Consider the following 24,880-nt stretch of genomic DNA (forward strand, 5'->3'; position numbering starts at 1 on the left):
ATTTTTGTCAATTATGCATTTTTACATATTCACTCCTTCTAAAGATTTAATCATAAAAAATAAGAGAACTTCAGCTTATTATATATGCTGAAGTTCTCTTATTTCGTAACAAAAAGCCCCCACAAAAACTCCTCTTACAATTCCTTACATCCCTTTCCTTACTAATTGCTTTTCACATAACTAATCGCCTGACTCCCCATTTGCACCCATGCCTGTTCAAAGTTTTCTCTCGGTACTTTTACATCTAAACTATCACTTAGAGGATCTCGAATGTATACAAATTCCTTATCATATCCAATAAGTACTACACAATGTTCATTATACGTAATAGAAACATCTCCACTATTTGTTTCCCATGTAGTAAATTCATCTTCATCTAATGGCGCAAATGTTGCATTTGTAATCATAACTACCGGTTGTCCTGATTTTACACTCTTATAAAGTTCTCCTATACTCTTCCCTGTTAAGTCCACAGCTTTGTTAGGTAAATACTTTTTCGCTAATTGAAAAAGTGGTCCATGATATACACCATATCCTGATTCAGAAAAGGTATAAATATTTCCTACGAATCCTTCATTCGGATTCCCACGTACACCATCGTTCATAAAATCAACTTTCTTTATTTCGTTTGCTAATTTCATCTTATCCACTGTAATACCTGCGTATTGTAACATCATCGCTAAGCTCGTCACTTCACAGCCTCTATCTAACTCTGGTAACTGCTGAATGAAAGGTACATTTGATAAGATGACCTTTTCACCATTATTACTAAACTCCGCTTCTTTTTCACTTTGTATATTGAAGAATGTTAACTTTTCCATATACTTTGTAATTCCATTTGTATATACATTCCATACTGCTATAGCTAGTAATGCTATGCATATATACCACTTAAACCTTCGTATCACTCTCACGCCCTTCTTAGTTCGTTAAATAAGAATAAAACGCGTCAGCATCCGTGCGAATCACCGGTACAAAATTTAGTTCTTTTCCTTTTTCAGGCTGATCTTTTTTTATTTTTTCTGCTAGTTCTTGAGTGTTCATATTCGTTTTATCCATATTAAGCTCATCTGCCATTTGTAACACCTTTTGTTCATTAATTTCGCTTAATACTTGATATATATCTTTACCATATAAATCAATATGATATTTTTTTGCCTCTTCTTGCACTTTTTGTTCGTATACTTCTTGTGCTAACTCTTCTATCTCTTTTCCTTTTTGTGAAATACCTAACTTCCCTGCTTCCTCTCTTACTTTCGCTCCATAGATTTCTTCCGCAATGTCCTCTATTTCTTTTTCATTTGTCGAAATACCTAATTTATCCGCTTCATCGTTAATTTTAATCGTATTAATTTGATTAATTAAATTTACAATCGTTGTATTCTCTATAGATATGCCTAGCTTTAACGCTTCTTGCTTTATTTTCGTTTCATAGATTTCTTCTGAAAGAGTTCCAACGTCTTTTCCTTCAATCGAAATTCCTAACTGTTCTGCTTCCCTTCCTACTTCCGTCTCATGGATTTCTTTTTCTAGCGTAATTTGTTCTTTCCCTACCGTTTCAATCCCTAAATTCTCCGCCTTTTCTTCTGTATGCACAGCATGTATCTTTCCATTGTTTAATTGTTCTTTGCTGCGCTGTGTGTAATCTGTCTTTCCTTTTGATGTTTCAGAAGGAGAGGCACCCCCTAATATACTTAAACTCATTACTCCAATAGTGAATACCATCATCATTTTCTTTTTCAAAATTAATTCCTCCCTCTTACACTTTCTTTTCCATCATTCCCTATTCATAATCGAAATAACATTATGATCGATATAATCTACTCAAATACCTTTTTATAATCGCTTCTTTTTATAGGGCGAACTTTTCTGTATATAATACATGTTAAAAATAGTTTCTTAACTTTCCCTTAAAAAAAGACGACCTTGTAAAAACAAGATCGTCTTCTCACTTATATTCTTTGGTGTTTAGGGAAAATCACTTCAAAACAAGTGCCCTCTTCCCATTTGCTCTCTACTGATATTTTTCCGTAATGTTTTTCTACAATCCAATTTGCGATTGAAAGACCTAATCCAGCTCCTTCTGACGTACTTCTTGCTTTATCCCCTTGATAAAAACGATCAAATAATTTCGGAATATCTTCTTCTTTCACTCCTATCCCGTCATCTTTCACTTGTATACGAATTGAACTACTCGTTTGCGTGCAATTGATTTGAATATGACCGCCTTCGTTCGTATACTTCATCGCATTATCTAACAGTATGACCATCATTTGATGAATCCGCTCTCTATCACCCATAAAAGATACGCCACGTTCTACTTTTAATATCATTTCTTTTTCTTGATAAGAAGCAATCTCCTTATATGGAGCTACTATTTCTTCTAACAATTTATCGAGTTCAAACGTTTTCTTATCCATCTCAATTTGATTAGAATCAGAGCGTGCTAGCAATAATAAATTACTAACGAGTTTTGATAACCGCCTACATTCTTTTGAAATTGTAGAAATATCCATCGCTTTTTCTTCTATCGTAGCGGATGGTGACTGGAATAAAACATCTGTTTTTGATTGAATAACTGCAAGCGGTGTCCTTAGTTCATGTGACGCATCAGAAACGAATTGCTGCTGTTTTTCCCATGAATTTTGAATAGGTACGAGTGCCCTGCCAGCTAAGAAAAAGCCGATTCCTATTGCACATAAACTTCCTACGCTACAACCTATTACAAGAATTAAAAATAAAGTATGTAACATTTCTTTTTCAGCTGTTATATCCCTTGCAATTTGAACTATTTTTGCATCTTTTTGAAATGAAAATATTCTAAAATATTGTCCTTGTACTTCTATATCTTGCAAAGTTCCTAATTTCTTTGGAGAAAACTTCTCCAAATTGTCTTCAAAAATAAAACGACGTTTGCCGTTTTCAATATCTATCTCCACCGTGTTTCCAAGCCAAGTTAACTCCATTATCCTTGGATCCCCAATTGGAGGATATCCTCTAATTTTTTTAGTTAGTTTTTTATCATCTGCATTCTTTCTATGTTGAACGGCTTTTTCTATCGATTCATTTACTCCACTATAAATACGCTTATATGTGTAAGAATAAATGATACTACCTAATACGCCTATCAAAATGATAAATACTAATGAATTCAATATAGTCAATCGAATACGCGTCTTCTGAAACATACTTCCCTTTTTCATTGTTCTTTTAATATATATCCAATACCTCGAACGGTTTGAATATCTTTCTGATAACCGAATGGCTCTAATTTTTTACGTAAATGATGTACATACACTTCTACAATTGCCACTGTCGTATCTGAATCAAATCCCCAAACACGATCAAAAATTTGTTCCCTCATTAAAATCTTTCCGCTATTTTGAACAAGGTACTCTAGAAGCTCATATTGTTTTAATGTTAGCTTCATACTTTGTCCATCTACTTGAACATCTTTATCTTTTCCGAACAGTTCAATTCCTTTATATCGAATAGTCTGCTTTGTTGTTAAACTACCACTTCTGCGTAGTAAAGCACGAATTCTCGCTTTTAATTCAGGGGCCTGAAATGGCTTAACGATATAGTCATCTCCACCAAAGTCCAATCCCTTCACCCGATCTTCTAAAGAATCTCTCGCTGTTAAAAACAGGACTGGTGTTTCAATCTTTTCATCACGTATTCTTTGAATTACTTCAAAACCATCCATCTCTGGCATCATCACATCAAGCAAAATTGCATCATATATATTTTGTAACGCTAGAAATAACCCCTCTTCTCCATTCAATGCTGTATCTACTTCAAATTCATCACGCAAAATTTGTACGATAGACTCTAATAACGAAGCATTATCTTCTACTACGAGTAAGCGCATATTCTCACCTTCCACCATATCGTTCGATTCTATTTATAATCACATTCCTGCTTTTCCTAACAAAAGAATATCATTATATTTTGTAACTTCATTTTTAATTCGTTCTTTCTACACTTTTTCTTGATACAGAATTTTAAAGATTAATTATAAAGACTCTTTCTTAAATTTAGCTTAATAAAAAATTGAAAGAAATAAGATTTCCCTTATCTCTTTCAATTTTTTACTACATATACCTTTTTACTTGGCAATTCCAAACAATTTAGCTGACCACCATACACAGCCCCGCCATCAATTCCAATAATTCGATTACTACCAAAATACACGCCACAATTCTCACTACCGTGAAGCGTTTTTGTTTCCGTATGGCCAAATACAACAACCTTTTCGCCACTATATCCATTATGAAACTCATTACGGATCCACATTAACGTATATGGTTCACATTCAGAAACTCGTTTCATAGGCTCAACACCAGCATGTACAAATATGTACTCTTCTGTTTCAATGTAATGATCTAATTCTTGAATAAACTTTACATGATCTTCTAAAACATGCGATTGTAAAATTGGTTTTTGGAAGTCTTCCTCATTAACTACAATATCTTCTTCTACAAATCCATAGCTATATAATGTCTTATCTCCACCATTCCTTTTTACCCAATGGTTCCATGAACGTTCCTCATCAGTCGTTAACGCCTTAATCATCATATCTTCATGATTTCCCTTTAGAACGAGGGCTCCATCTTCTTTTAACTCTTTTACCCTTTCAATTACTGCACGTGCATTTGGACCACGATCTACATAATCCCCTAATAAAATTAGTTGATCCTTTTTTGCATCGTATTGAGCTTCTTCTAATAACTGTTCGAACTTTTTTATTTCTCCATGAATATCACTAATAACAAGAATTCTTTTCATATTATCACCCCTTTTTCTAATTATAGTTCAAAACAACAGAAACTTCAGAATTGCAATTTAAAACCGTATTTATTACAGATACAACGATTATCCTTACAACAATGTAAGTCTCTTGTCATCCAATTCGATAGTTGCGATTGCTATATTTCCTTATACTAAAAGTAAGAAATGAAACAAAAAACAAGGAGAGATGAGAAATGAAAAAAGTGATGGAAGTTTTAGTAGCAGTGGCAGAGGTTTTCGTAAATGGTAAACAAGTTGCAATGGAGTTAAACAAATAATGAAAAGAACAAGATTCATTCTAGACCCTTTACTCATATAAAAGAGATAAGACTTCTTCATTTTTTTGATCCCTTATCTCCTAAAGAAAGCCGTATCCTTTTTCGGATACGGCTTTCTCTTATTTTTGACTCGTACGAGCTGAAATGCTAATTGCTCTATCTGTCGCTTTGACAGCTTCATCTAACGCTTCTTTACTATTCTTTCCGTCATACATTGCTTCTAATGCTTTTACAACTGCATCTCGTGATTCTGGGAATACACTAATTAAAGCACCTTGTGTTGCTGGAGATTGTTTCGTCGCTTGCAATTGATCTACTGTTACTTTTAACTGTGGATATTTTTCATATTGCTCTTTTACTAATGGTTCATTATATGCATCTGGATTAATAGAGAAATAACCTGTTGCAGTATGCCATTTTGCTTGTACGTCTGACTTCGTTAAATATTTCATAAAGTCCCAAGCACCTTGTTGTGTTTCTTCTGAAACCATATTCGTCATCCATAATGATGCTCCGCCAATAACAACACCATTTTGTTTCGAATCCTCTGGATATGGAATATATGACACGCCTACATTAAACTTAGATGCATCAATTAAGTCGCGAACACCAGCTGAAGAATCTAAATACATAGCAACTTGTCCAGACTGGAACGCGGCACGAATATCATCCCAACTTGCTCCATACTTTCCTAGTGCACCAGCTTTATTTAACTCATCTAGCATCCCAAATACTTTCTGTCCTTCTTTACCGTTAAATACAGCTTTCTTTGCAGCATCTTTACGACCATTTTCATTATCTACATATAAAGCGCCTTGTGTCGCTAACAATTCTTCAAAGAACCAACCATAATTCAGCATTGAAAATCCATATTGTTTTACATTTCCGCCTTCTTTAATCGTTAACTTTTTCGCTGCTTCTTGCAATTCCGCATATGTTTTTGGAGCTTTCTCTGGATCTAAGCCCGCCTTTGCGAAAGCATCTTTATTATAAATTAATACTGGTGTAGATGAATTAAATGGCATAGAATACATTTTTCCATCAACTGAATAATAATTTGTAATTGCTTTTTCCAACTTTGAAGTATCATACTTATCTTTTTTTATCCAACTATCAATTGGCGTAATCTTTTTACTATCAATCATATATTTTGTTGTAATTTCACTCGACTGAACAAGAGCTGGCGCTTCTTTCGTAGCAGACATCGTTCTAAATTTCGTTAAAGACTCTTCATATGTCCCTTGGAACTCTGGCTTTATCTCGTATTTATTTTGTGACTTATTATAGTCCGCAACAAGTCCCTCTAATATCCCTTGTGTTTTTCCACCCATCGCGTGCCAAAAACGAATTACAGTTTTATCACCATTTTTTTCAACTGGTGCTACTTTTGCCTGTGCTTCAGGTTTTCCCTCTGTTTTACTATTTGAACAAGCAGCACTAGATAATGCCATTGTTGCTACCATTAATAGAGCAGCACCTTTTTTAACTAGACTCATTTTAATCTCACCTTCTCTTAGTTATTTAATTGCACCTTTTGTTAATCCTTGTTGTAATTGCTTTTGTCCTAAAAATAATAGAATCAATGTTGGTATAACGATAACCGTAACGCCAGCCATTACGCTTCCCCAATCAGTTGCAACTTCTTGAGATTGAAGCTGCTTCACACCAATTTGAACTGTTCTTACCTTTTCATCAGTGGTCACTAAAAGTGGCCATAAGTACATATTCCATGTTGTTAAAAAACTATATACGCCAAGCGTAATAAAACTCGTTTTACAATACGGAATTACAACGCTGAACAAAAATTTTACATTTCCAATCCCTTCAATAAAAGCAGCTTCTTTCAGTTCATTCGGAAGTGTCATAAAATGTTGGCGTAACAAGAAAATACCGAAAGCTGTTGCAAAAAACGGCACTGTCATCCCAGCGAAACTATTGATCCAGCCAAAGTTTTGAATCGTTAAAAAGTTAGGTACCATCGTCGCTTCCCACGGAATAAGCATCGTTGAAATAAACAGGAAAAAAATAAGATTTCTTCCCTTAAACTGAAGAAAGACAAAAGCATACGCCGCTAAGCTTGACACGATAAGTTGTCCAATCATAACAACTGTCGATACAACTAAGCTGTTATATAAATATGTAAAAAGTGGTACTTTCTGAAAAATATTAATGAAATTATCAAAAGTAAATTGAGTTGGAAATATCCTTCTCATTTGAATATCGTCTGGTGTCATAAAGCTTATTAAAAACGCATACAGCACAGGAAAAAATACCATTACTGCACTAATTATGAGCAGCATGTATAGCAGGAAATTTTGTTTCCACTGTTTAACGATCATTTATAATGCACCTTTCTCTCAGCAAACTTAAATTGAAGTAATGTAGCAATGAAAATGAAAACAAATAGTACCATCGCTTGTGCACTTGCTGTCCCAAATTGATGATTCACAAATGCCTCTTTATAAATCGAATATACAATTAAATTTGTTGCATCATTTGGTCCACCGTGCGTTAAAATATCAATCTGTCCAAAGCTTTGGAACGCACTAATTAACGTTACTGTCACGATAAAGAATAAAGTTGGTGATAGCATCGGTAATGTAACACGACGAAGCTTATATAAATAGCTAGCACCATCTATAGATGCACTCTCATATAAAGACGTATCAATATTTTGTAAACCACCTAATATAACTAAAAATGCAAATCCTGTATTCACCCAAACCGTTGTAACTGATACAGAGAATAGTGCCCAGTCCGGACTCGTTAACCATGCAATTGCAGGAAGATTCATAGAAGCTAATATATTATTGAATAACCCGACACTTGGATGAAATAAAAATAACCAAATCACTGCACTAGCAGCTACTGATATTCCCATTGTCGAAGAAAACAGAACTCGAAATAACCCAATACCTCTTACCTTTCCGTTTGCAATCAATGCAAGAAATAAAGCGAGTATAATACTCGTAGGCACTGTATATACAACAAATAATAAAGTTGACTTTATGCTTTTGTAGAAAGCAGGATCAGAAAATAAGTATTGATAATTTTCTAAGCCAACGAAAAGATTAGCTTCTCCGTGTATATCTGTTAAATAAAAGCTATAGTAAATCGTCCTAAATAATGGATAAAAAAGAAAAATCGAGAACAATAAAATAGATGGCGCTAAAAATAATAATCCTATTCTTAAATCTTTCGTTCTACTCCATAAATTCTTCTTTTTTGCCACCTTTGCTTGGGCTGGTAACTTGCCTACTTCAATCATTATTTCGCCACCACTTTCAACTCTTCTTCAGCTACCACTTTTAATCGTTCATTCGTATTTTGATGAAAGAAGCATAACTTATCTTGTGAGAATAATAATTTTACTTTGTCACCTTTGTTCAGGATTAGCTGTCCAATGACTTTTGCACTCCAAGTTGTTCCATTTATTGCGAAGTTTAATATAGATTCGTTGCCTAATACTTCTACAGATTGTAGCGTAACTTCTTGTCCTTCCTCAGACAGGGCAATATGCTCAGGACGCATGCCTATGCGAATTATTCCTTCTGGTAATTGCTTTAATTGTCCAATAGATAACGGAATTTGCAATTGCCCTATATGTAATACACCTTTTTCTTTGTTTACTTCTCCATCATTTATATTCATCGAAGGAGACCCTATAAAACTTGCAACAAATTCATTTGCTGGTTCGTTATAGATGTCAAGCGGTGTTCCAACTTGCTGTATGCTTCCTTTATTTAAAACCATGATGCGATCTCCCATAGTCATCGCCTCTATTTGATCATGAGTAACGTAAATCATTGTAATTCCTAAACGCTGCTGAATTTCTCTAATTTCAATTCTCATTTGCGCACGTAATTTCGCGTCTAAATTCGAAAGTGGTTCATCCATTAAACAAATCGGTGCTTGGCTCACAATCGCTCTAGCAAGCGCAACACGCTGTCTTTGTCCACCTGATAATTGACCTGGTTTCATTTTCACATACTCTTTCAGCCCTACCATTTCAATAGCTTCCATTAATCTCTTTTGCCGCTCTTCTTTTTGTACTTTCCTTACCTTAAGTCCAAATAAAATATTTTCTTCTACAGATAAGTGTGGGTATAGTGCATAATTTTGAAATACCATTGATAGATTACGATCTTTCGGCTCTAAATCATTTGCAACACGTTCATTAATAATTAAATCCCCCGAAGAAATTTCTTCTAGGCCAGCGATCATTCGTAATAATGTGCTTTTCCCACATCCTGAAGGCCCAACTAAAACAAAAAACTCACCCTTTTTAATGTGAACCGATACCCCCTTAACCGCTGTCTCTTCTGCATTTTTATATACCTTTGAAACATTTTTCAATTCAATCACAAAGTTGCACTCCTTTTTTCTTCTTGTATCCATACTTCATAATGACTCGTTGAAATTGCACTTGCGCCTGCACGAATAGCAATTTCCGCATCTTCTCGTGTTTGAATCAGTCCGCCTGCAATGATAGGAAATTCTATTTCCTCTGCTAACTGCTTAATAATGGAAGGCATAATACCAGGCATAATCTCTACTGCATTCGGTTTAGTCGTTTTACAATTTTCAATTGATTTTGTAAGAGATAAAGTATCGACAATAAAAATACGTTGGATTGTTTTTAATCCAATTTTATTGGCATTTCGAATTGTCGATCCTTTTGTTGAAATAATACCTTGTGCTCCGATAACGTCTTGAATATACAAAAGTGCTTCCTCTGTATTCGTATTTAAACCTTGTATAAAATCACAATGAAGAAAGACATCATGTCCATGTTTCTGTAATTCATATACACGCTCTGGTAACTCCAGCATTGAACCCGTCATAAGAAAAACTGTTTTCGGTAATTTTTTGTATGTGTTGTATCCTTTCCAATCCTTTATCATCGCAATATAAGGTTCTTTAAACATTCATTCCACCTAGCTTTTCTGTTTTTATCCAAACTAAAAACACCTACTTACATAGAACACCTTTCTCCTTATTTGAACTCTAGGGAATAGAGCACACCTAAGAAAGTGGCACGTTATATGTAAGCGGGTGTTCTCAAATGTTCTCTACCCTAGTTATTTTGTTACCTTTACTATAGTATGCATTTATTAAGTCAGTTTTGATAGATTGTTAATTAGCTGTTAATCGAATGTTAATATTCACCATATTTTCTTAACGTTAATCTAGATATACGAATAACCCCCAACAGCAAACAACTATCTTTAAAATTTAAGTAATATGCAAATTCATTCCATAGTTAATCAATTTTAGTTTTCTCGCAACTTCTTGTGAGGCATAATTATCCCAAGAAGTACTATAAAGTGAAATGCGGTTTTCTTCTTGTATTGATATCGCCCAGGCTGTAACAACATCAGTACCATACCCATTCCCTTGAAACTCCGCTAAAGTTTCCACACTCGCCTCAGCAGCTACAGGTGTACTCCTAGCACTGCAACATATAGAAACTACCTTTTCATTTTTTACAATTGCAAAGTAAGGTTGCCTCCACTCCATCTGTTCTATTAGATTAGGAAAATTTTCTCGCAAAAGCTCTTTATTCTTCTCTGTTATCTGTATTGTTCTAGTTGGCTTATGTAAATTATTAGAGAACATGAAAGCAGGGCCCATCAAATATTTTTTACTGTTCTTTCTTCATTTAATACATGGATAATCTTTGCTATCTCTATATGATTTGAAGGTTCTCGAATTAATTTCTCAATCTTACCTACCGTTTCATCATCCAGATCACAATGATATCTCGTTATACTCCCTTCACGAGTTCTGCCAAGAAAACAGCGTGGTGCTTTCGGATTTCCTTGTTCATTTACATATTTCATTTTTCCTACTTGATTATGAACAAATAAAACCTCTACCTGAATTGCTATTAAATCAAGTTCTGAGAGCCTCATTTATATTCTCCTTAGTTACTCCATATACCATTCATAATCTATTTTTCATGCCCAAAACAAAAATCCCATTTACATACACATTACTGAATCCATCATACTCAATGACTTCTTCATTCTGTCTATCTAAATGGGATTATTTCATACTTGTTATTCTACCGGTTGCGGTTGTGGCTGTACTACTTCATTCGCTCCAGCTACCCTCAACATATTTGCAATATCTTTAAAACCTCTTTTTTCAGCATATTGCAGTGGCGTAATATTTTCCTTATTGGCCATATTTACATCTGCCCCGTGGTCAATAAGCATTTGAATTACTTTCTTGTGATTTTCACTACCATTTCCTAATACAATTGCTTCTACTAAAGCTGTTCCACCACGAGCATTTTTATAATTCACATCAATATCTGTATGCTCTAACAATTCTTTTACGACCTCTACATGGCCACGCTCAGATGCAGAAATAAGGGCTGTTCCACCTGACTTAGTCGTTTCTTTCGTATTAACTCCTGCATTAATTAATACTTTTACAATATCCGTATAGCCTTCTCTACTCGCATAAAGAAGTGGATTACTTTGTTTCTCATCTTTAATTTCAATATTAGCACCTGCACCAATTAATGCTTTCACTGTCTCTACATGATTTTGGTACGTTGCTGCAAGGACAGGTGTTTCTCCGTTGTCACCTTCTACATTTATATTCGCTCCATCTTGGATCAACTTCATAGCTGTTTCTGTATCTCCAAGAGTTGCAGAAAGTAGCAACTGTTTGTCCATTAAATTTATACTTTTTTCTTCTTTAGATTCTTCCTGTTCTTTATGCTTCTCTTGTTTCTTTTCGTTTTTCACATGAACCGGTTTCGATTCTGGCTCTTCTTGCTTATCGCAAGCCACTACCGTCATTAAAAGTCCTAATAACATACATAATAAAATTTTTTGTTTTCTCACAACTACAGCTCCTATGAAAGATAATGTTTTCTTAACCATTCCTCCATCACATACAATAACTCTTCTTGAGTACATTTATCCATAAGCACTTTATATTCCTTCTTTAATTGGATTATCTTAAACTTATATGATGTTTCTCAACCTATTGGAATGATACGCCTGCTGGCCTCATCATTAGCATTATGAAGCAATTAGTTTAGCACGTTTTCACCGCATTTGTATACATTTCTAAAAAGTACATACATGGTTGCTTTAGGTCACTACATTCCATTGTAACCGTTCTTCTAAAAATTTTACACCTTTTCTATATTTGCACCTGAATAATACTAGAAAAAGACAACTATGCAGTTGTCTTTTTCTAGTATTAATGATGCCCACCGTGATTTCCCTTTTTCGTGTTCCCCATCATTTCTTTATTCATTTCCCATTTATGCTCTGCTAGCTCTTTATACGAGAGAACTTTCCCCTTATAGTTAGATACAAAGCTCTTTGCATCTTTTTTGTTTTTAAATGAAATGACATTATAAGCCATTGGTGTTGTAATTGTTTTATCATATACATAAGTAGCATCTTCTAACGAAACCCAATCTTTCGAATCATAATCTCGAACAAATTTTTCTTTCGTCTTTTCACCTGGATTAATCTCCATCCATTTATACATACAACCGATATCATCAAACTTTAATGCTTTTCCATTTTCTAAAATGATTTCTGTTGCAAATTGATTATCCATTACCCCAATTTGGCAAATATCACACTTATCATGCTTCTCATCAATTGCCACAGCCTCTGCTTGTTTCTTACCACATCCTACAATTGTAAAGACAAAGAATAAGCATATAGCAAGCATCACATACTTTGTTCTCATTGTATTTCCTCCCTAACCGTATCTTCTACAAGGAGCATATCAAAAACTTGTGTGCGATTTGTGAAAAAATGATGTGTCTTTTGTAATATATGGAACAAAAAAGATGTGTAGTCCTCTCTACACACCTCTCATCATTCACAACCTGTAATTACTAAATCATCTTCTATTTTAATTAATAATGTATCTGTATGAATTTGCTGCCCAACAACTACATTTACTAATCTTATATTTCCACTGATGCCGACTGCAACCTTTTCAAGTTCACCGTTATTTTTTCGGATCATCATTAATTTTTCCCACTCATATACGTAAGAAGATTCATTAACAAAAATCTCTTCTACTTTTCCTTCATAAGAACTACAAATCTCTTCCATTCTTGTTTTCATATAAAATCTACTCCCTATTTCACACTTCAATATTGTCATCTTATTCTACCATTCTTATGGAGAGCAGCTTACTTTTTAAAAATTCAAATTAACTCCCGTGAACAAAATGACCAAAATAAAAATTATGCTTCTAATGATGTTATTTTTCAAATTATTTACCATTCAAATAGATGCTTTTATGATAAACAAAAAACCTTTTTCTGAATTTTTATTTTTTTGAAAGCGCAATCATTTTTGAGGGGGAGATTACATGTTAGCACTACTTGGATTTGCAATGGTATTTGTCTTTATGTTTTTAATTATGACAAAACGTATGTCAGCACTAGTAGCATTAATATTAATTCCAATTACGTTCGCATTAATTGGAGGATTTTATGCAAACATGGGACCTATGATGTTAGAGGGCATTCAAAAACTAGCACCTACTGGTATTATGCTTATGTTTGCTATTTTATATTTTGGAATTATGATTGATAGCGGTTTATTTGATCCTGTCATTAATAGGATTTTGAAATTTGTAAAAGGAGATCCTTTAAAAATTGTTGTTGGTACAGCGATTCTTACAATTATCGTTTCATTAGATGGGGATGGAACGACAACGTATATGATTACTGTTTCCGCAATGTACCCACTATATAAACGCCTTGGAATGAATCCACTTATATTAGCTGGGGTTGTTATGTTAGGTGCAGGCGTGACAAATCTTACACCGTGGGGTGGACCGACAGCTCGTGTTATGAGTGCACTTGGACTAGACGCATCAGAGCTCTTTACACCACTTATACCAGGAATGATTGCTGGTGCACTTTGGGTAGTTTTCGTTGCTTACTATCTTGGAAAAAAAGAAAGAAAACGTTTAGGAATTATGGATATACAATATTTAAAACAAATGCAAACAACAGATGAGCAAGCTGCAACAGTAGAAGCTGCTGTTCATAAGCGCCCTAAACTTCTATGGATTAACTTTTTATTAACTGCTACCTTACTTGTCTGTCTTATACTAGAAGTTATGCCATTACCTGTTTTATTTACAATCGCTTTCGCTATTGCTGTTATGATTAACTATCCGAACTTAGATCAACAGAAAGAGCGTATTGCTTCTCACGCAGGAAACGTATTAGCAGTTGTTTCTCTCGTATTTGCCGCTGGGATTTTCACTGGAATTTTATCAGGAACAAAAATGGTAGATGCAATGGCTAAAAGTGTAGTAACTCTTATACCAGACGCTCTTGGCCCACAACTACCAATTATTACAGCTCTTCTTAGTATGCCATTCACATTTTTCATGTCCAATGATGCATTTTACTTCGGAGTATTACCTATTTTGACAAAAGCTGCTGCTACTTATGGAATTAGTGCAGCTGAAATGGGACGCGCTTCCTTACTGGGACAACCTGTTCACTTATTAAGCCCCCTTGTTGCATCCACTTATTTATTAGTTGGGATGGCAAAGGTTGATTTTGGTGAACATCAACGTTTTACTTTATTGTGGGCGGTTGGAACGACAATGGTCATGTTGATTACTGGAATTTTAATTGGGGTTATTCCAATATAAAATAAAAAAACAGTAGCGGACATATATCCTCTACTGTTTTTTATTATGAAGGAATAAGAAAATATCTTCTTTCTGGTCTCCCAACACTCCCATATATAAGCTCCGCATGAACTTTCTTTCCTGATATTAAATATTCTAAATAACGCCTCGCTGTCGATCTGCTTACTCCGACCATTGAGCTTAGCACTTCCGCAGTAATACCTTCTTCATTCACTGTTAACATATGCTTTTTTATTTTTGCTAAAGTTAAGGGGTCTATACCTTTCGGGGCATATTCTATTTCATTTCCCTTTACGCCTCTTTGAGACCATAAATGTTCTATTTGTTCGATAGATAATTGGTTATTTTTCTTTAACTGCACAAGCTTTTTTTGGTAATTTTCCAAACTTGTTTTAAATCGATCAAACATAAGTGGCTTTACGATATAATCTGTTACTCCACCTCGCAGGGCGTGCCTCACTACATCTGTTTCCGATGCAGCTGTAATCATAATAATATCTGTATCATGTAAATTATGTCTAATATATGTGACAAGTTCCGTTCCTTGCATATCAGGTAAGTACACGTCTAATAAAACGAGCTGTGGCTTCACAAGATCTAGCCATTCTTTCGCTTGTTCCCCAGTCGTCGCTGTTCCAATTACTTTAAATCCCTCAATCTTTTCAGTAAAACGACGATGAATGTCTGCAATTCGAATATCATCTTCTACAATCAATACTTCAATCTCCTCACCCATTACAATTCGCCTCTCTCTTTTGGTAATGCAATAATAAACAATGCACCACCTAAATCCCCTTTTTCGATTGCGATACTTCCATTTAAATCTTCTACTAACTCTTTCACCTTTGCTAATCCATATCCTCGCTTCTCGCCTTCTTTCGTCGAGAAGCCTTTATAGAATATGCTAGTAATGACCTCATCATGAATCCCTTGTCCTGAGTCTTCCACTTCAATGACTATTTCTTCTCCGATATCAGTCACAAACATTCTTACTTTCTTATCATGTTCTTCATTTCTTTCAATCGCTTCAAATGCATTCGTAATTAAATTTCCTAAAATAGAAACGACATAATTACTCTCAATATGCGGGCTTAATTTGTCTAAGCTACTCTCTCTATCTAGCATAAAATCAATCTTCAACTCTCTTGCTCTATTATAGAATCCAATTAAAATCCCACCTAACCATGGATTTTGAATTCGTTTCATAATAAATTGAACAAAATCTTGATATACCGCTGTTTCCTTATGAATAAGCTCCAAAGCATCTTCATATAATTCTAGCTGGATAAGACCTGAAAGCGTATACAACAAATTGTTATATTCATGCGTTTGCGCTCTTAATGCCTCTGTATATTGCTTCGTCTGAGATAATTCTGCTGTTAACTGATCCATTTCAGATTTCAAACGTAAGCTCGATACAACGCCAGTTACTTTATTCTTTACTTTAATGGGTAGACGGTTCGCAATAACAGCCTGCCCTTTTATATTTAATTGGCGGTCAAACTGTTCTTCACCAGTTTGAAGTACATCTAATATCGTTGAATTAGGAATTATATCTAAAATAAATTCTCCAATAATATTTCGTTGTTCATCTAGCGAAAGAATATCATAGGCTGCTTGATTAACTAAACTAATTATGCCATGTTGATCAATGACAATAATCCCCTCACGTACAGATTGAATCACTGTACTATGCTCTTCATATAAAGATGAAATTTCTTCTGGCTCCATCCCAAACATCATTCTTTTTATACTGCCAGCTAAATATATAGAGCCGATTACTCCAATTAATAGACCTATTATTGTAATCCAAAACACACGCTTTCCATACACTTCTACCGCTCCATGAATATCATCCATTGAAAATCCAACAGATACCACACCAATGATTTCATTTTCCTGATTATGGATTGGAACTTTTCCGCGTAATGAAGGGCCTAATGATCCAGTTGCTTTCGAAACATAAGATTTCCCTTCTAATAAAACTCCTTTGTTATCTCCGCCAACCATTGCTTCTCCTATTTTATCTTTCCTAGGATGTGCATAACGAATCCCTTCTTTATTTCCAACTACAATAAAATCAGCATCTGTATCAATTCGAATTTTTTCCGCAATCGGTTGAATAATAGAAGCTGGATTTTCTGTTTGAAAAGCTTCCTTGATTTCTGGTATAGCAGCAACTGTTTTCGCAACATGCAAAGCTCTTTTGCCAATTTGCTCTTCTACCGTTTCAGATAATATGTAATAAAATAAATAACTCGTTAGCATAAGTACAACAAGAATAAGTGTACTAATAGTTAATGTGATTCTCGGTTGGAGTTTTAATTTTTTAAATTTCAAAACCATTCCCCTAACATGATTAAAGATAGAATTTAAAGAATATACAGTCTCTTTAATTATACTTAATCATAACACGGTTACTCTATATTTCTTTCTTTTTCTCTTCATAAAAAAGAAACGAAGTAAAATTATTACCTCGTTTCTTAACAATCATTATTACACTTTAAACTTACCAATCATCTCCTGTAATTCCTCTGCCATTTGTGATAAATGAACTGCTGCTGCATTGATTTCATCTACTGAAGCTAATTGTTCTTCTGAAGAACCAGCAATATTTTGAACGCTTGCTGCATTTTCTTCAATCGTAGCTGCAATTTCATTAATTGATGCACTAACTTGTTTTGCATCTACTGTCATTTGCTTCGCTACTTCTACCATGTTATCAATTTGTACAACTGTATCATCTGTAGATTTCAGTATTTCAGCAAAGCTTTGCTTCGTTTCATTTGCAACTACAAGCCCTGATTGTACTTCTGTCCCAACTTGCTTCATAGAACTTACCGTTTCCTTGATATCAAATTGGATCTCTTTCACTAGTTTTCCAATTTCCGTAGAAGACTGTCCTGATTGCTCAGCTAATTTTCGTACTTCATCTGCTACAATTGCAAATCCTCTTCCTTGCTCTCCAGCTCTTGCAGCCTCAATTGCCGCATTTAACGCTAATAAATTAGTCTGCTCTGCAATGTGTTGAATCACCTCAAGAATTGCTCCAATTTGTTTTGATTTATCATCTAACAAAACAATAACTTTATCTGATTGTGAAACAGACTCATGGATTAATTGCATTTGATTCACAGTTTGTTCAACTAACTTTCCACCATCTTCAGCCTTTTTCTTCGTATACATAGATGCTGTGGATACTAATGAAGAACTATCTGCAACACGCTGAATTCCTTCTGTAACTTCTTCTAATAATGTTGCGCCTTCTTCAACTTCTTTCGTTTGTATTTCAGCCCCGCTCGACACTTGCTCTATTGCTTGTGTAATTTGTTCCGTCGCTTCACTTGTCTGCTTCATACTAGCTGTTAATTCTTCTGAAGATGCCGCTACGTGACTTGCTGAAGTATTTATATTGGAAATGACCTGATGTAATGATGCCGCCATCTCATTAAAACTTTCTCCTAGCTGTCCAATTTCATCTTTAGAATGAACTGTAATTGTTTCTGTTAAATCGCCTTCACTAATCTTTTTCGATGATATAACAAGTTGTTTTAACGGACTAATGATAGAAGCAATTATGAAGTAAATTAAAATCCCACCAATTATTAATGAAATACCAATAACAGTTAGCGTTTTATAGAAAATAGGATTAGCTGCTTCAATAATTTCTTTTGAAGGCATAATTCCTGCTATTTTCCATCCAGTCTGCTTATTTGTTATAAAGGTAATATTGCGATCATCACCATCGAGTTTGAATTTAAAATCACCTGTTTCCTGTTTGTACAATTCCTTCTCAAGTTTTTCTTCTATTTTGTCACCCGGTTTCATCGTCGGATGTGCTATTACATGTTTAGATTGGTCGAAGATTGCTACATATCCTTTTTTGCCGATATTGACCATTTTTGAAGTATTTACAATATCATTAATAATTAAATCAATACCGAGAACACCGCTCTTATCCTCATTTTGTTTTGCTATTGTAATAACAATATTCCCTGTTGTACTTGACTTATATGGAGCTGTGATAACCACTTCTCCGCTTTTTTTCGCTGCTTCTTTATACCAATCTCTTTCGGTAGGATTGTATCCATCTGGCATTTGAATAGACGGTGATTGAATAAATTGTCCCGTACTAGATCCCGTATAAATTGCTTCTATTTCTGGATGTAATTTATTATATTCTTCTAATTTATTTTGCACATTTTGAAGCTGATCAGTTCCGTAACTTACTCCGTTAAATAACTTTGTAAAATATACTGCGTCTACCTTTTTACTGTCTATCTCTTTATTAATAACATTATTTAAAATCTTTACGTTATCTTCCGCTGATTGTAAAATTGTTTCATTAAAATTTGTCTTTGCTTGCTGATAAGACGTCCAACCAATTACAATACTTGGAAGAATTAAAACAATAACAAATGATACAAGTAACTTTGCTTTTAAACTAGTTCTCCTTAATTTCCCTTGAAGCATATTTCTACCCCTCCATACCGTTTTAAATGTAATTACCTTACATTTAATTTCTTTATATAAATTATACGATTAAAATGTATCAACTCTTTATCTCTTTTTCTATTAAAGAATTAATACATACCCTTTTCATTCTATATAAATTAAATAATTAAAACAATATATTAAAATGTATATTATTCGAATAATTCACAGAAGAACCTCTAGTATCTCACTTACTAGAGGTTCTTCCCACTATACTATTCTTTATCTTTTTCTACTTCGTTTTTCTCATCTTCTACTACAGATACAACCGGTTTATCGTTTGATAATTGTTGTACTGCTCCTTTTCCAGCAAACCCTTCTAATAACTCTTTTAAATCAATACCAGAAGAAGCTTTTAATGTTTCTTGCATCGTTGCCATTAAATCAGTCGCATAACCTGCAACTTTTCCGGCGCCGCTATTTTTACCACCGCCGCCTGTATCGACAACTGTAATTTTATCAATGTTACTAAGTGGGCTTGCAACTTCCTTCGCATAACTTGGAAGCATTTTAAGTACCATATCCATAATTGCCGCTTGGCCATATAACTCAAATGCCTCTGCAATTTTTTGTTTCGCTTCTGCTTCTGCTAAACCTTTTAACCTAATAACATCTGCTTCCGCCGTACCTTGTGCTTTTTGTACTTCCGCTTTTGCTTGACCTTGCGCTTTTTCGATTTCCGCCTTCGCTAAACCTTCCACACGTACTTCTTCCGCACGTGCTCTCGCTTCAGCTTCAATCTTATATTGATCCGCATCTGCCTTTTTCATTTGTTTTACTTTTTCTGCTTCCGCTGATTGCTCAACAGCATAGCGATCTGCATCTGCTTTTTTCTTTACTTCTGCATCGTATTGCTTTTCACGACGCGCAATCTCTTTTTCTTCTAATTCAATTTGTTTCTCACGCTCAATGATTTTAACGCGCATTTGCTCTTCTGTAACACCTTGTTGTGCTTTCGCTTGTTGTAATTCGTAAGAAAGATCTGCATCTGCACGAGCTTGTTCTTGCTCTCTCTTATAAGATTGTACTTTTAATTCTTTATGTTTTTCAGCTTCAGCGATTTGGGCATCACGTTGGTATTCAGCCTCTTTCGCTTCTTTCTCAGCACGAGCTTTTTCAATACGCGCTTCCTTTTCACGCTCTGCATTTGCAATTGTTGCATCACGCTTAACCGTCGCAATTTGCGGCTGACCAAGTGCATCTAAGTAACCGTTCTTATCCATAATTTCTTTAATTGTAAAGGAAACGATACGAAGACCCATTTTCTTTAAATCTGTAGAAGCTACTTCATGCACCTTTTGAGCAAATTGCTCTCTATTACTATACGCATCTTCTACTGTCATAGAAGATAAAATCGCACGTAAATGACCTTCTAAAACTTCTTTCGCTTCTACTTTTAACTCTTCTGTTTCTTTTCCTAAATATTGCTCAGCTGCTGTCGATACTTCTTCAATTGTAGAACCTACTTTAATAATAGAAACACCATTTACTGTAACTGGAACACCTTGCTTCGTATACGTATCGCGTGTGCCCACTTCTAACTTGTAATTTAGTAAGCTTAAAGGTTCTGCTCTTTGCATGATTGGCACTACGAATGTACCGCCACCGCGAATAATCTTAATCTTCTTTCCATCATCAGTGGTCACTACATTTTTCCCACCACCAAGCCAGTTCCCTGTCACAATTAACGCTTCATCTGGTCCAACTGTTCGATACTTCGTAATGAATACTAAAATGAGTAGAATTAAAATTGCGAGTAAAACTCCACCAATAATTAATGGAATCGTCATGTGAATTCCCCCTTATAATTTTGGTTTTTTTAAAGAATAAGCGATGTTTTGTACAAGCAAAACACCATCTTGGACTCCCTCAATAATAACCTCAGTTCCTTGTGAAATATCTTTTTTCCCAATTGTTTTAGCTGGAATTGCATTACTTCCAAATTGGGAGGATATTAATACTTCACCAAATCCTTCTGTAGGAATTGTCGTAATGACTTCTCCCTTGCAACCAATGAATTCATCCATACGTTGCACAGTATTTTGTTCAGCCTCTGCAATCGGCTTTAAAATTAATATTTTCATTATGAATACACCAATAAAGGATATAGCAAATGCAGCCACGAAAATAAGAATACTATTAAAGGAAAATAAATATTCTCCTATATAACTAAGTCCACATAACATAGCGAAAAAACTAAGTAATAAAGTAACAACGGATACAGATCCGCCTCCAAAACTAAATATGGATTCAAATATATCCCCAAAAAAGATATAAATCACAGTGAGTATAGTAGCAATAATAAATCCGTATAAATAAATTGTCTCAAGTGGATAACCAAACAAAACCATTTCTTATCCCCCTCTCTTAAACAATCCCTTTTTTGTTATGTGTATGCCCCACCTCTTTCAAAGATTATTGTTCTTAATTTTCAGTTATTTACTCTTTAAAGAAAAGCCTGCAGTACAGGCCTCTAAAAAAGAACAGGAGAAGCCTATTGTGACAGGCTCCTCCTAGAAAATAACCGATATATTATATATCTATATAATATACTATTTTCCACAAAAAGTAAAGTTAAACATACATTGGAAAAGCACTTATTTTACTGATAATTCGTATGTTCCATCGCCATTATCATATTTATATACATACAAGTAATATTTACCTGGTTTTGCATTAAAGTTTGCCTCTATATGATTGCCATTTGCTTGACCGTAAGCAGCATAATTTTGCATATCTGATTCATGGTGAAGTACCCATGTCATCCCGATTCCATACTCATTTAAAACGGAAATATCAATATTTTTCGCTGATGCTACACTAAATGTATAAACATCAGTGTGATCCCCGCCGATAAGGCTACCTTTTATCGTAGTGTTTAGTCCAATACGATTTGCTTCCTCCGGGCGATTATTTGGTTCTGATTCTGTTAAACTTCCATCTTTAACCGTAACCGTTGTTTCGCTTCTACTCTCTTTCCCTTTATCATCTTTTACTATTAACGCTACTTTATATGAACCTTCTCTTTCATATACATGTACTGGATTTACTTCTGCACTTGTGCTTCCGTCTCCAAAGTCCCATAAATAAGAAACGATTTTTCCATCTTCATCTTTTGAGCCGTCGCTTTTAAATTGAATACCTTCTTTTACAAGTCCATTATAAGGGCCATTTATATTAACCGTTGGAGCTTTATTTTCTCCGTCATCTTTTGCGATACCGTGGAAGACTACATCATATTCAAATTCATTTGAGCTATTTACACGATAATTGACGAAATATGCTGTAACAGTTTTGTAGCCACTCCATTCTTTTTGCGCAAGTTGTTCCAAAACTTCATTTACTTTCTTACTCATTGCGTTCCAATCTTCTGACTCACCTTTTGTTACACTACCTGTATACGTACCTTCTAATGTAAATGTATTAAAGAATTGGGAGCTATGTTTTGTCATTTTTGCATCTTTCATCGGCAACGTTTCAGTCATTTCTTTCTCTACTGCTGTTAATGATTTTGGGGCATGTTCAGCTAAATAATCATCTGCTACTGCCGGTACATTATATTTATCTTGATTATCGATTAGCTGCTGCATATACTCTTGATACTCTTTATTTAACTTAGGATCTTTACTTAGATTTTCACGATATGCATCATAATTTTTCACGTCATTCGCACGAATCAAATCTTGAATTTTATCAAATGTTTCAAACTGATGCGTATATAAGTAAGACTGCAATGCGAACGAGTAATTATAGAAATCCCAAGAACCGTATTTAGCAAATAATGTACGCTCTGCTGTATAACGACTTGCAGGATCAGATGATAATCCACTAATGATGCTCTTTCTCGGTACTACATTATTTGTTCGAGTAGACCCTGCGAAAAACTCTGCATTTCCTTCTTGGAACCAAGTTAACCTTTCATTTTGATACATATCTCCTCTTCCGAATAAACCTGGCACTTCATATCTCCCTTGAAGATAATGGGTAAACTCATGGCGGAATAATTCTTCTAAACTATAAATACTTTGTTCTGGCGTGCGTTCATATGTAAAGAATGTTCCTGTTTCTTCAATATAAATTCCACCGTTGTTCGTTTCATATCCATACAGTTGTCTATTTAATTGGTACTCTTCTGGACTGTTATAAATTACGATCGTTAATATATCATCTGCATTGCCCGGCTCTAACGCTTTATCATTCCCAATTACACGATGATACTGCGCTTTTACTTCCTTTGCAGCCCAGTATAGTCTCTTAATTTTTTCTTCCGATACTTTATCTCCTGTTTTAAATACGATAGATCCATCATCAAATGTATACGTTTTTGGTAAGTACTGTTCTTTTCCTTCTTTACGTATTTTCTCTAAATCTACTGTATTCCCGCTATAATCTTTTCCGTTATAATTTGTTGTAATTTGTTCTACTGCGACAAAATACGGCTCACTTAAACGTGGATACATATGCATTGCCTGTGTCACAACTTCTAATCCTTTATTTGGATTGCTATGAAACTTCCCTAAACGACTAGCAAAGTAAATTCCATTATTAACGAGCCACTTATTTTCTGGTGTTACTTCATTTAGAAGAGCAATACGATTTATTTCATTAATAAACCCATCTACTTTTCCATACCACATCGTTTCATTCGCTTCTTTACGAGCCTCAATTAAGTAAGACTGTATATCATAGTCAATCCCTTGCATAATATCGTATACAGCTTGTCCTTTCATACGATCGTCTACATACGTATGAAGATTATCATTATATTGTTTTAAAATATTAGCTGCGTATTGAACCGTTTCAACATCACTTGAAGCGTTACTAATCAATTTTCCGTATGCAGATACGACTGTATCTTGTTCAGCTGTACCAAGCTTAAAGTTTGGATTTTTTGCGATAGATTTTAAAGCAGGTAAACATTTGTCCTGGAAACTTCTTTCATTTAATTCACTTAATTCGTTATTATAAAATGCCAGATAAAAAGCTGAACGTAGCACTTCCGTAAACGTTTGAATTCCTTTTGAATCATCTTTCGTAAATGTACTACCCCGATGAGCTAATTCATCTATAACGACTTGCATTTTCCCTTTATCTTTATAAAAAGCTTTTGCATCTTCATTAAACTGGAATAAGTCTGTAATTTGGTGCCACTTAATACTACCTAACGTTTCGACTAATTCTTGATCATTCATTTTGTTTAAATCAGCCATTGAATAGCTTTCTTTAACTTGCTTTACTGCCGCTTTGTTCGGAATAGATGCTGGTCGTTGTGAAAAGTCTCCTACTTTTAACCGTTCTTGAAACGATAATGTTTCCTCCGCTTTAGAAACGTGTCCAATCTCATCTACTGGCTTTTCAATTCCTACTGGTTTCGAATGCAATACATTATATGGCACCTTTTCTTCTGCTGATGCATGAGTTTGAATTGCCCCCAGCGATAGAGCCATTGTACTAATGCTAAGCATCACTTTATTGATCTTTGATTTCTTGTTCATATCCTTGCCCCCTATTTTAATATTCCATCCAAGAATTTAACATAAAATCTAGATACAACAATATAAAATGCAATATTTCATATTATTTCTTCTTACATTTTGTACATATCGTGAACAACCTCCCCACTATCTAGCCACCAATAGTTATGAATC

General features: G+C 34.6%; 20 protein-coding genes and 2 pseudogenes. 1 reads left to right on the plus strand and 21 read right to left on the minus strand.

Annotation, left to right across the window (positions count from 1 at the left end):
* Positions 1-161: 161 nt before the first annotated feature.
* From QCI47_RS25195 to QCI47_RS25260, 14 genes and pseudogenes are all read right to left on the minus strand, one after another.
* Entirely contained in the window at positions 162-908 is a 747-nt protein-coding gene (locus tag QCI47_RS25195; RefSeq protein ID WP_061131289.1) for a C39 family peptidase, read from the minus strand.
* A gap of 13 nt (positions 909-921) precedes the next feature.
* Positions 922-1,743 (minus strand): transporter, encoded by an 822-nt coding sequence (locus QCI47_RS25200; RefSeq protein ID WP_074544165.1) that lies wholly within the window; start codon positions 1,741-1,743, stop codon positions 922-924.
* 209 nt (positions 1,744-1,952) lie between these two features.
* A complete protein-coding gene (locus QCI47_RS25205; protein ID WP_309422431.1) occupies positions 1,953-3,203 on the minus strand; it encodes a sensor histidine kinase in 1,251 nt (416 codons plus the stop codon).
* Positions 3,200-3,871 carry a response regulator transcription factor gene (locus QCI47_RS25210; protein WP_001238633.1) on the minus strand — a complete coding sequence of 224 codons (672 nt, stop codon included), beginning with the start codon at positions 3,869-3,871 and terminating at the stop codon, positions 3,200-3,202. The genes QCI47_RS25205 and QCI47_RS25210 overlap by 4 nt, the downstream gene beginning before the upstream one ends.
* A 212-nt stretch (positions 3,872-4,083) precedes the next feature.
* Entirely contained in the window at positions 4,084-4,788 is a 705-nt protein-coding gene (locus QCI47_RS25215) for a metallophosphoesterase family protein (protein WP_000821992.1), read from the minus strand.
* Positions 4,789-5,188: 400 nt separating this feature from the next.
* Complete coding sequence (locus tag QCI47_RS25220) at positions 5,189-6,565, minus strand: ABC transporter substrate-binding protein (protein WP_309422433.1); 1,377 nt, start codon at positions 6,563-6,565, stop codon at positions 5,189-5,191.
* Positions 6,566-6,586: 21 nt separating this feature from the next.
* Positions 6,587-7,408 (minus strand): carbohydrate ABC transporter permease, encoded by an 822-nt coding sequence (locus tag QCI47_RS25225; protein ID WP_000635930.1) that lies wholly within the window; start codon positions 7,406-7,408, stop codon positions 6,587-6,589.
* Positions 7,405-8,337 carry a carbohydrate ABC transporter permease gene (locus QCI47_RS25230; RefSeq protein ID WP_000573563.1) on the minus strand — a complete coding sequence of 311 codons (933 nt, stop codon included), beginning with the start codon at positions 8,335-8,337 and terminating at the stop codon, positions 7,405-7,407. Before QCI47_RS25230 ends, QCI47_RS25225 begins: the two co-directional genes overlap by 4 nt.
* Positions 8,337-9,434 (minus strand): ABC transporter ATP-binding protein, encoded by a 1,098-nt coding sequence (locus tag QCI47_RS25235; RefSeq protein WP_000571386.1) that lies wholly within the window; start codon positions 9,432-9,434, stop codon positions 8,337-8,339. The genes QCI47_RS25230 and QCI47_RS25235 overlap by 1 nt, the downstream gene beginning before the upstream one ends.
* On the minus strand, positions 9,431-9,997 hold the full coding sequence (locus tag QCI47_RS25240; protein ID WP_000472009.1) for a glycerol-3-phosphate responsive antiterminator: 567 nt from the start codon (positions 9,995-9,997) through the stop codon (positions 9,431-9,433). Before QCI47_RS25240 ends, QCI47_RS25235 begins: the two co-directional genes overlap by 4 nt.
* Positions 9,998-10,304: 307 nt before the next feature.
* Positions 10,305-10,984 (minus strand): annotated as a pseudogene (locus QCI47_RS25245) (GNAT family N-acetyltransferase).
* Between the two features lie 147 nt (positions 10,985-11,131).
* Positions 11,132-12,004, minus strand: coding sequence for an ankyrin repeat domain-containing protein (locus QCI47_RS25250; protein ID WP_002163759.1), 873 nt, complete (start codon positions 12,002-12,004; stop codon positions 11,132-11,134).
* Positions 12,005-12,293: 289 nt separating this feature from the next.
* On the minus strand, positions 12,294-12,797 hold the full coding sequence (locus QCI47_RS25255; protein ID WP_001259405.1) for a nitrous oxide reductase accessory protein NosL: 504 nt from the start codon (positions 12,795-12,797) through the stop codon (positions 12,294-12,296).
* A 131-nt stretch (positions 12,798-12,928) separates the two neighbouring features.
* Positions 12,929-13,183, minus strand: coding sequence for a hypothetical protein (locus QCI47_RS25260; RefSeq protein WP_000857644.1), 255 nt, complete (start codon positions 13,181-13,183; stop codon positions 12,929-12,931).
* Between the two features lie 250 nt (positions 13,184-13,433).
* On the opposite strand from QCI47_RS25260, the gene QCI47_RS25265 reads away from it, so the two are divergent.
* Entirely contained in the window at positions 13,434-14,738 is a 1,305-nt protein-coding gene (locus QCI47_RS25265) for a CitMHS family transporter (protein WP_074544169.1), read from the plus strand.
* 43 nt (positions 14,739-14,781) lie between these two features.
* Here QCI47_RS25265 and QCI47_RS25270 read toward each other — a convergent pair whose 3' ends face one another.
* The 7 genes and pseudogenes from QCI47_RS25270 to colA all read right to left on the minus strand — a co-directional run bounded on the left by QCI47_RS25270 (position 14,782) and on the right by colA (position 24,727).
* Complete coding sequence (locus tag QCI47_RS25270) at positions 14,782-15,474, minus strand: response regulator (protein WP_000503455.1); 693 nt, start codon at positions 15,472-15,474, stop codon at positions 14,782-14,784.
* Positions 15,474-17,084 carry an ATP-binding protein gene (locus QCI47_RS25275; protein ID WP_073536204.1) on the minus strand — a complete coding sequence of 537 codons (1,611 nt, stop codon included), beginning with the start codon at positions 17,082-17,084 and terminating at the stop codon, positions 15,474-15,476. Before QCI47_RS25275 ends, QCI47_RS25270 begins: the two co-directional genes overlap by 1 nt.
* A 150-nt stretch (positions 17,085-17,234) precedes the next feature.
* Positions 17,235-18,182, minus strand: a complete 948-nt coding sequence (locus tag QCI47_RS30330) for a methyl-accepting chemotaxis protein (RefSeq protein ID WP_372465826.1) — start codon at positions 18,180-18,182, stop codon at positions 17,235-17,237.
* A pseudogene (locus tag QCI47_RS30335) lies at positions 18,174-19,211 on the minus strand (HAMP domain-containing protein); the annotation flags it as partial. The gene QCI47_RS30330 and the pseudogene QCI47_RS30335, both read right to left, overlap by 9 nt.
* Positions 19,212-19,447: 236 nt before the next feature.
* Complete coding sequence (locus tag QCI47_RS25285; RefSeq protein ID WP_242231532.1) at positions 19,448-21,022, minus strand: flotillin lipid rafts scaffold protein FloT; 1,575 nt, start codon at positions 21,020-21,022, stop codon at positions 19,448-19,450.
* A 12-nt stretch (positions 21,023-21,034) separates the two neighbouring features.
* Complete coding sequence (locus tag QCI47_RS25290; protein ID WP_000242441.1) at positions 21,035-21,583, minus strand: NfeD family protein; 549 nt, start codon at positions 21,581-21,583, stop codon at positions 21,035-21,037.
* A gap of 246 nt (positions 21,584-21,829) precedes the next feature.
* Positions 21,830-24,727: a collagenase ColA gene (gene colA, locus QCI47_RS25295; RefSeq protein ID WP_073536203.1), complete on the minus strand. Its 2,898-nt coding sequence runs from the start codon at positions 24,725-24,727 to the stop codon at positions 21,830-21,832.
* Between the last annotated feature and the right edge of the window lie 153 nt (positions 24,728-24,880).

Source organism: Bacillus cereus group sp. RP29 (genome assembly GCF_040459765.1).
GTDB classification, from domain to species: domain Bacteria; phylum Bacillota; class Bacilli; order Bacillales; family Bacillaceae_G; genus Bacillus_A; species Bacillus_A paranthracis.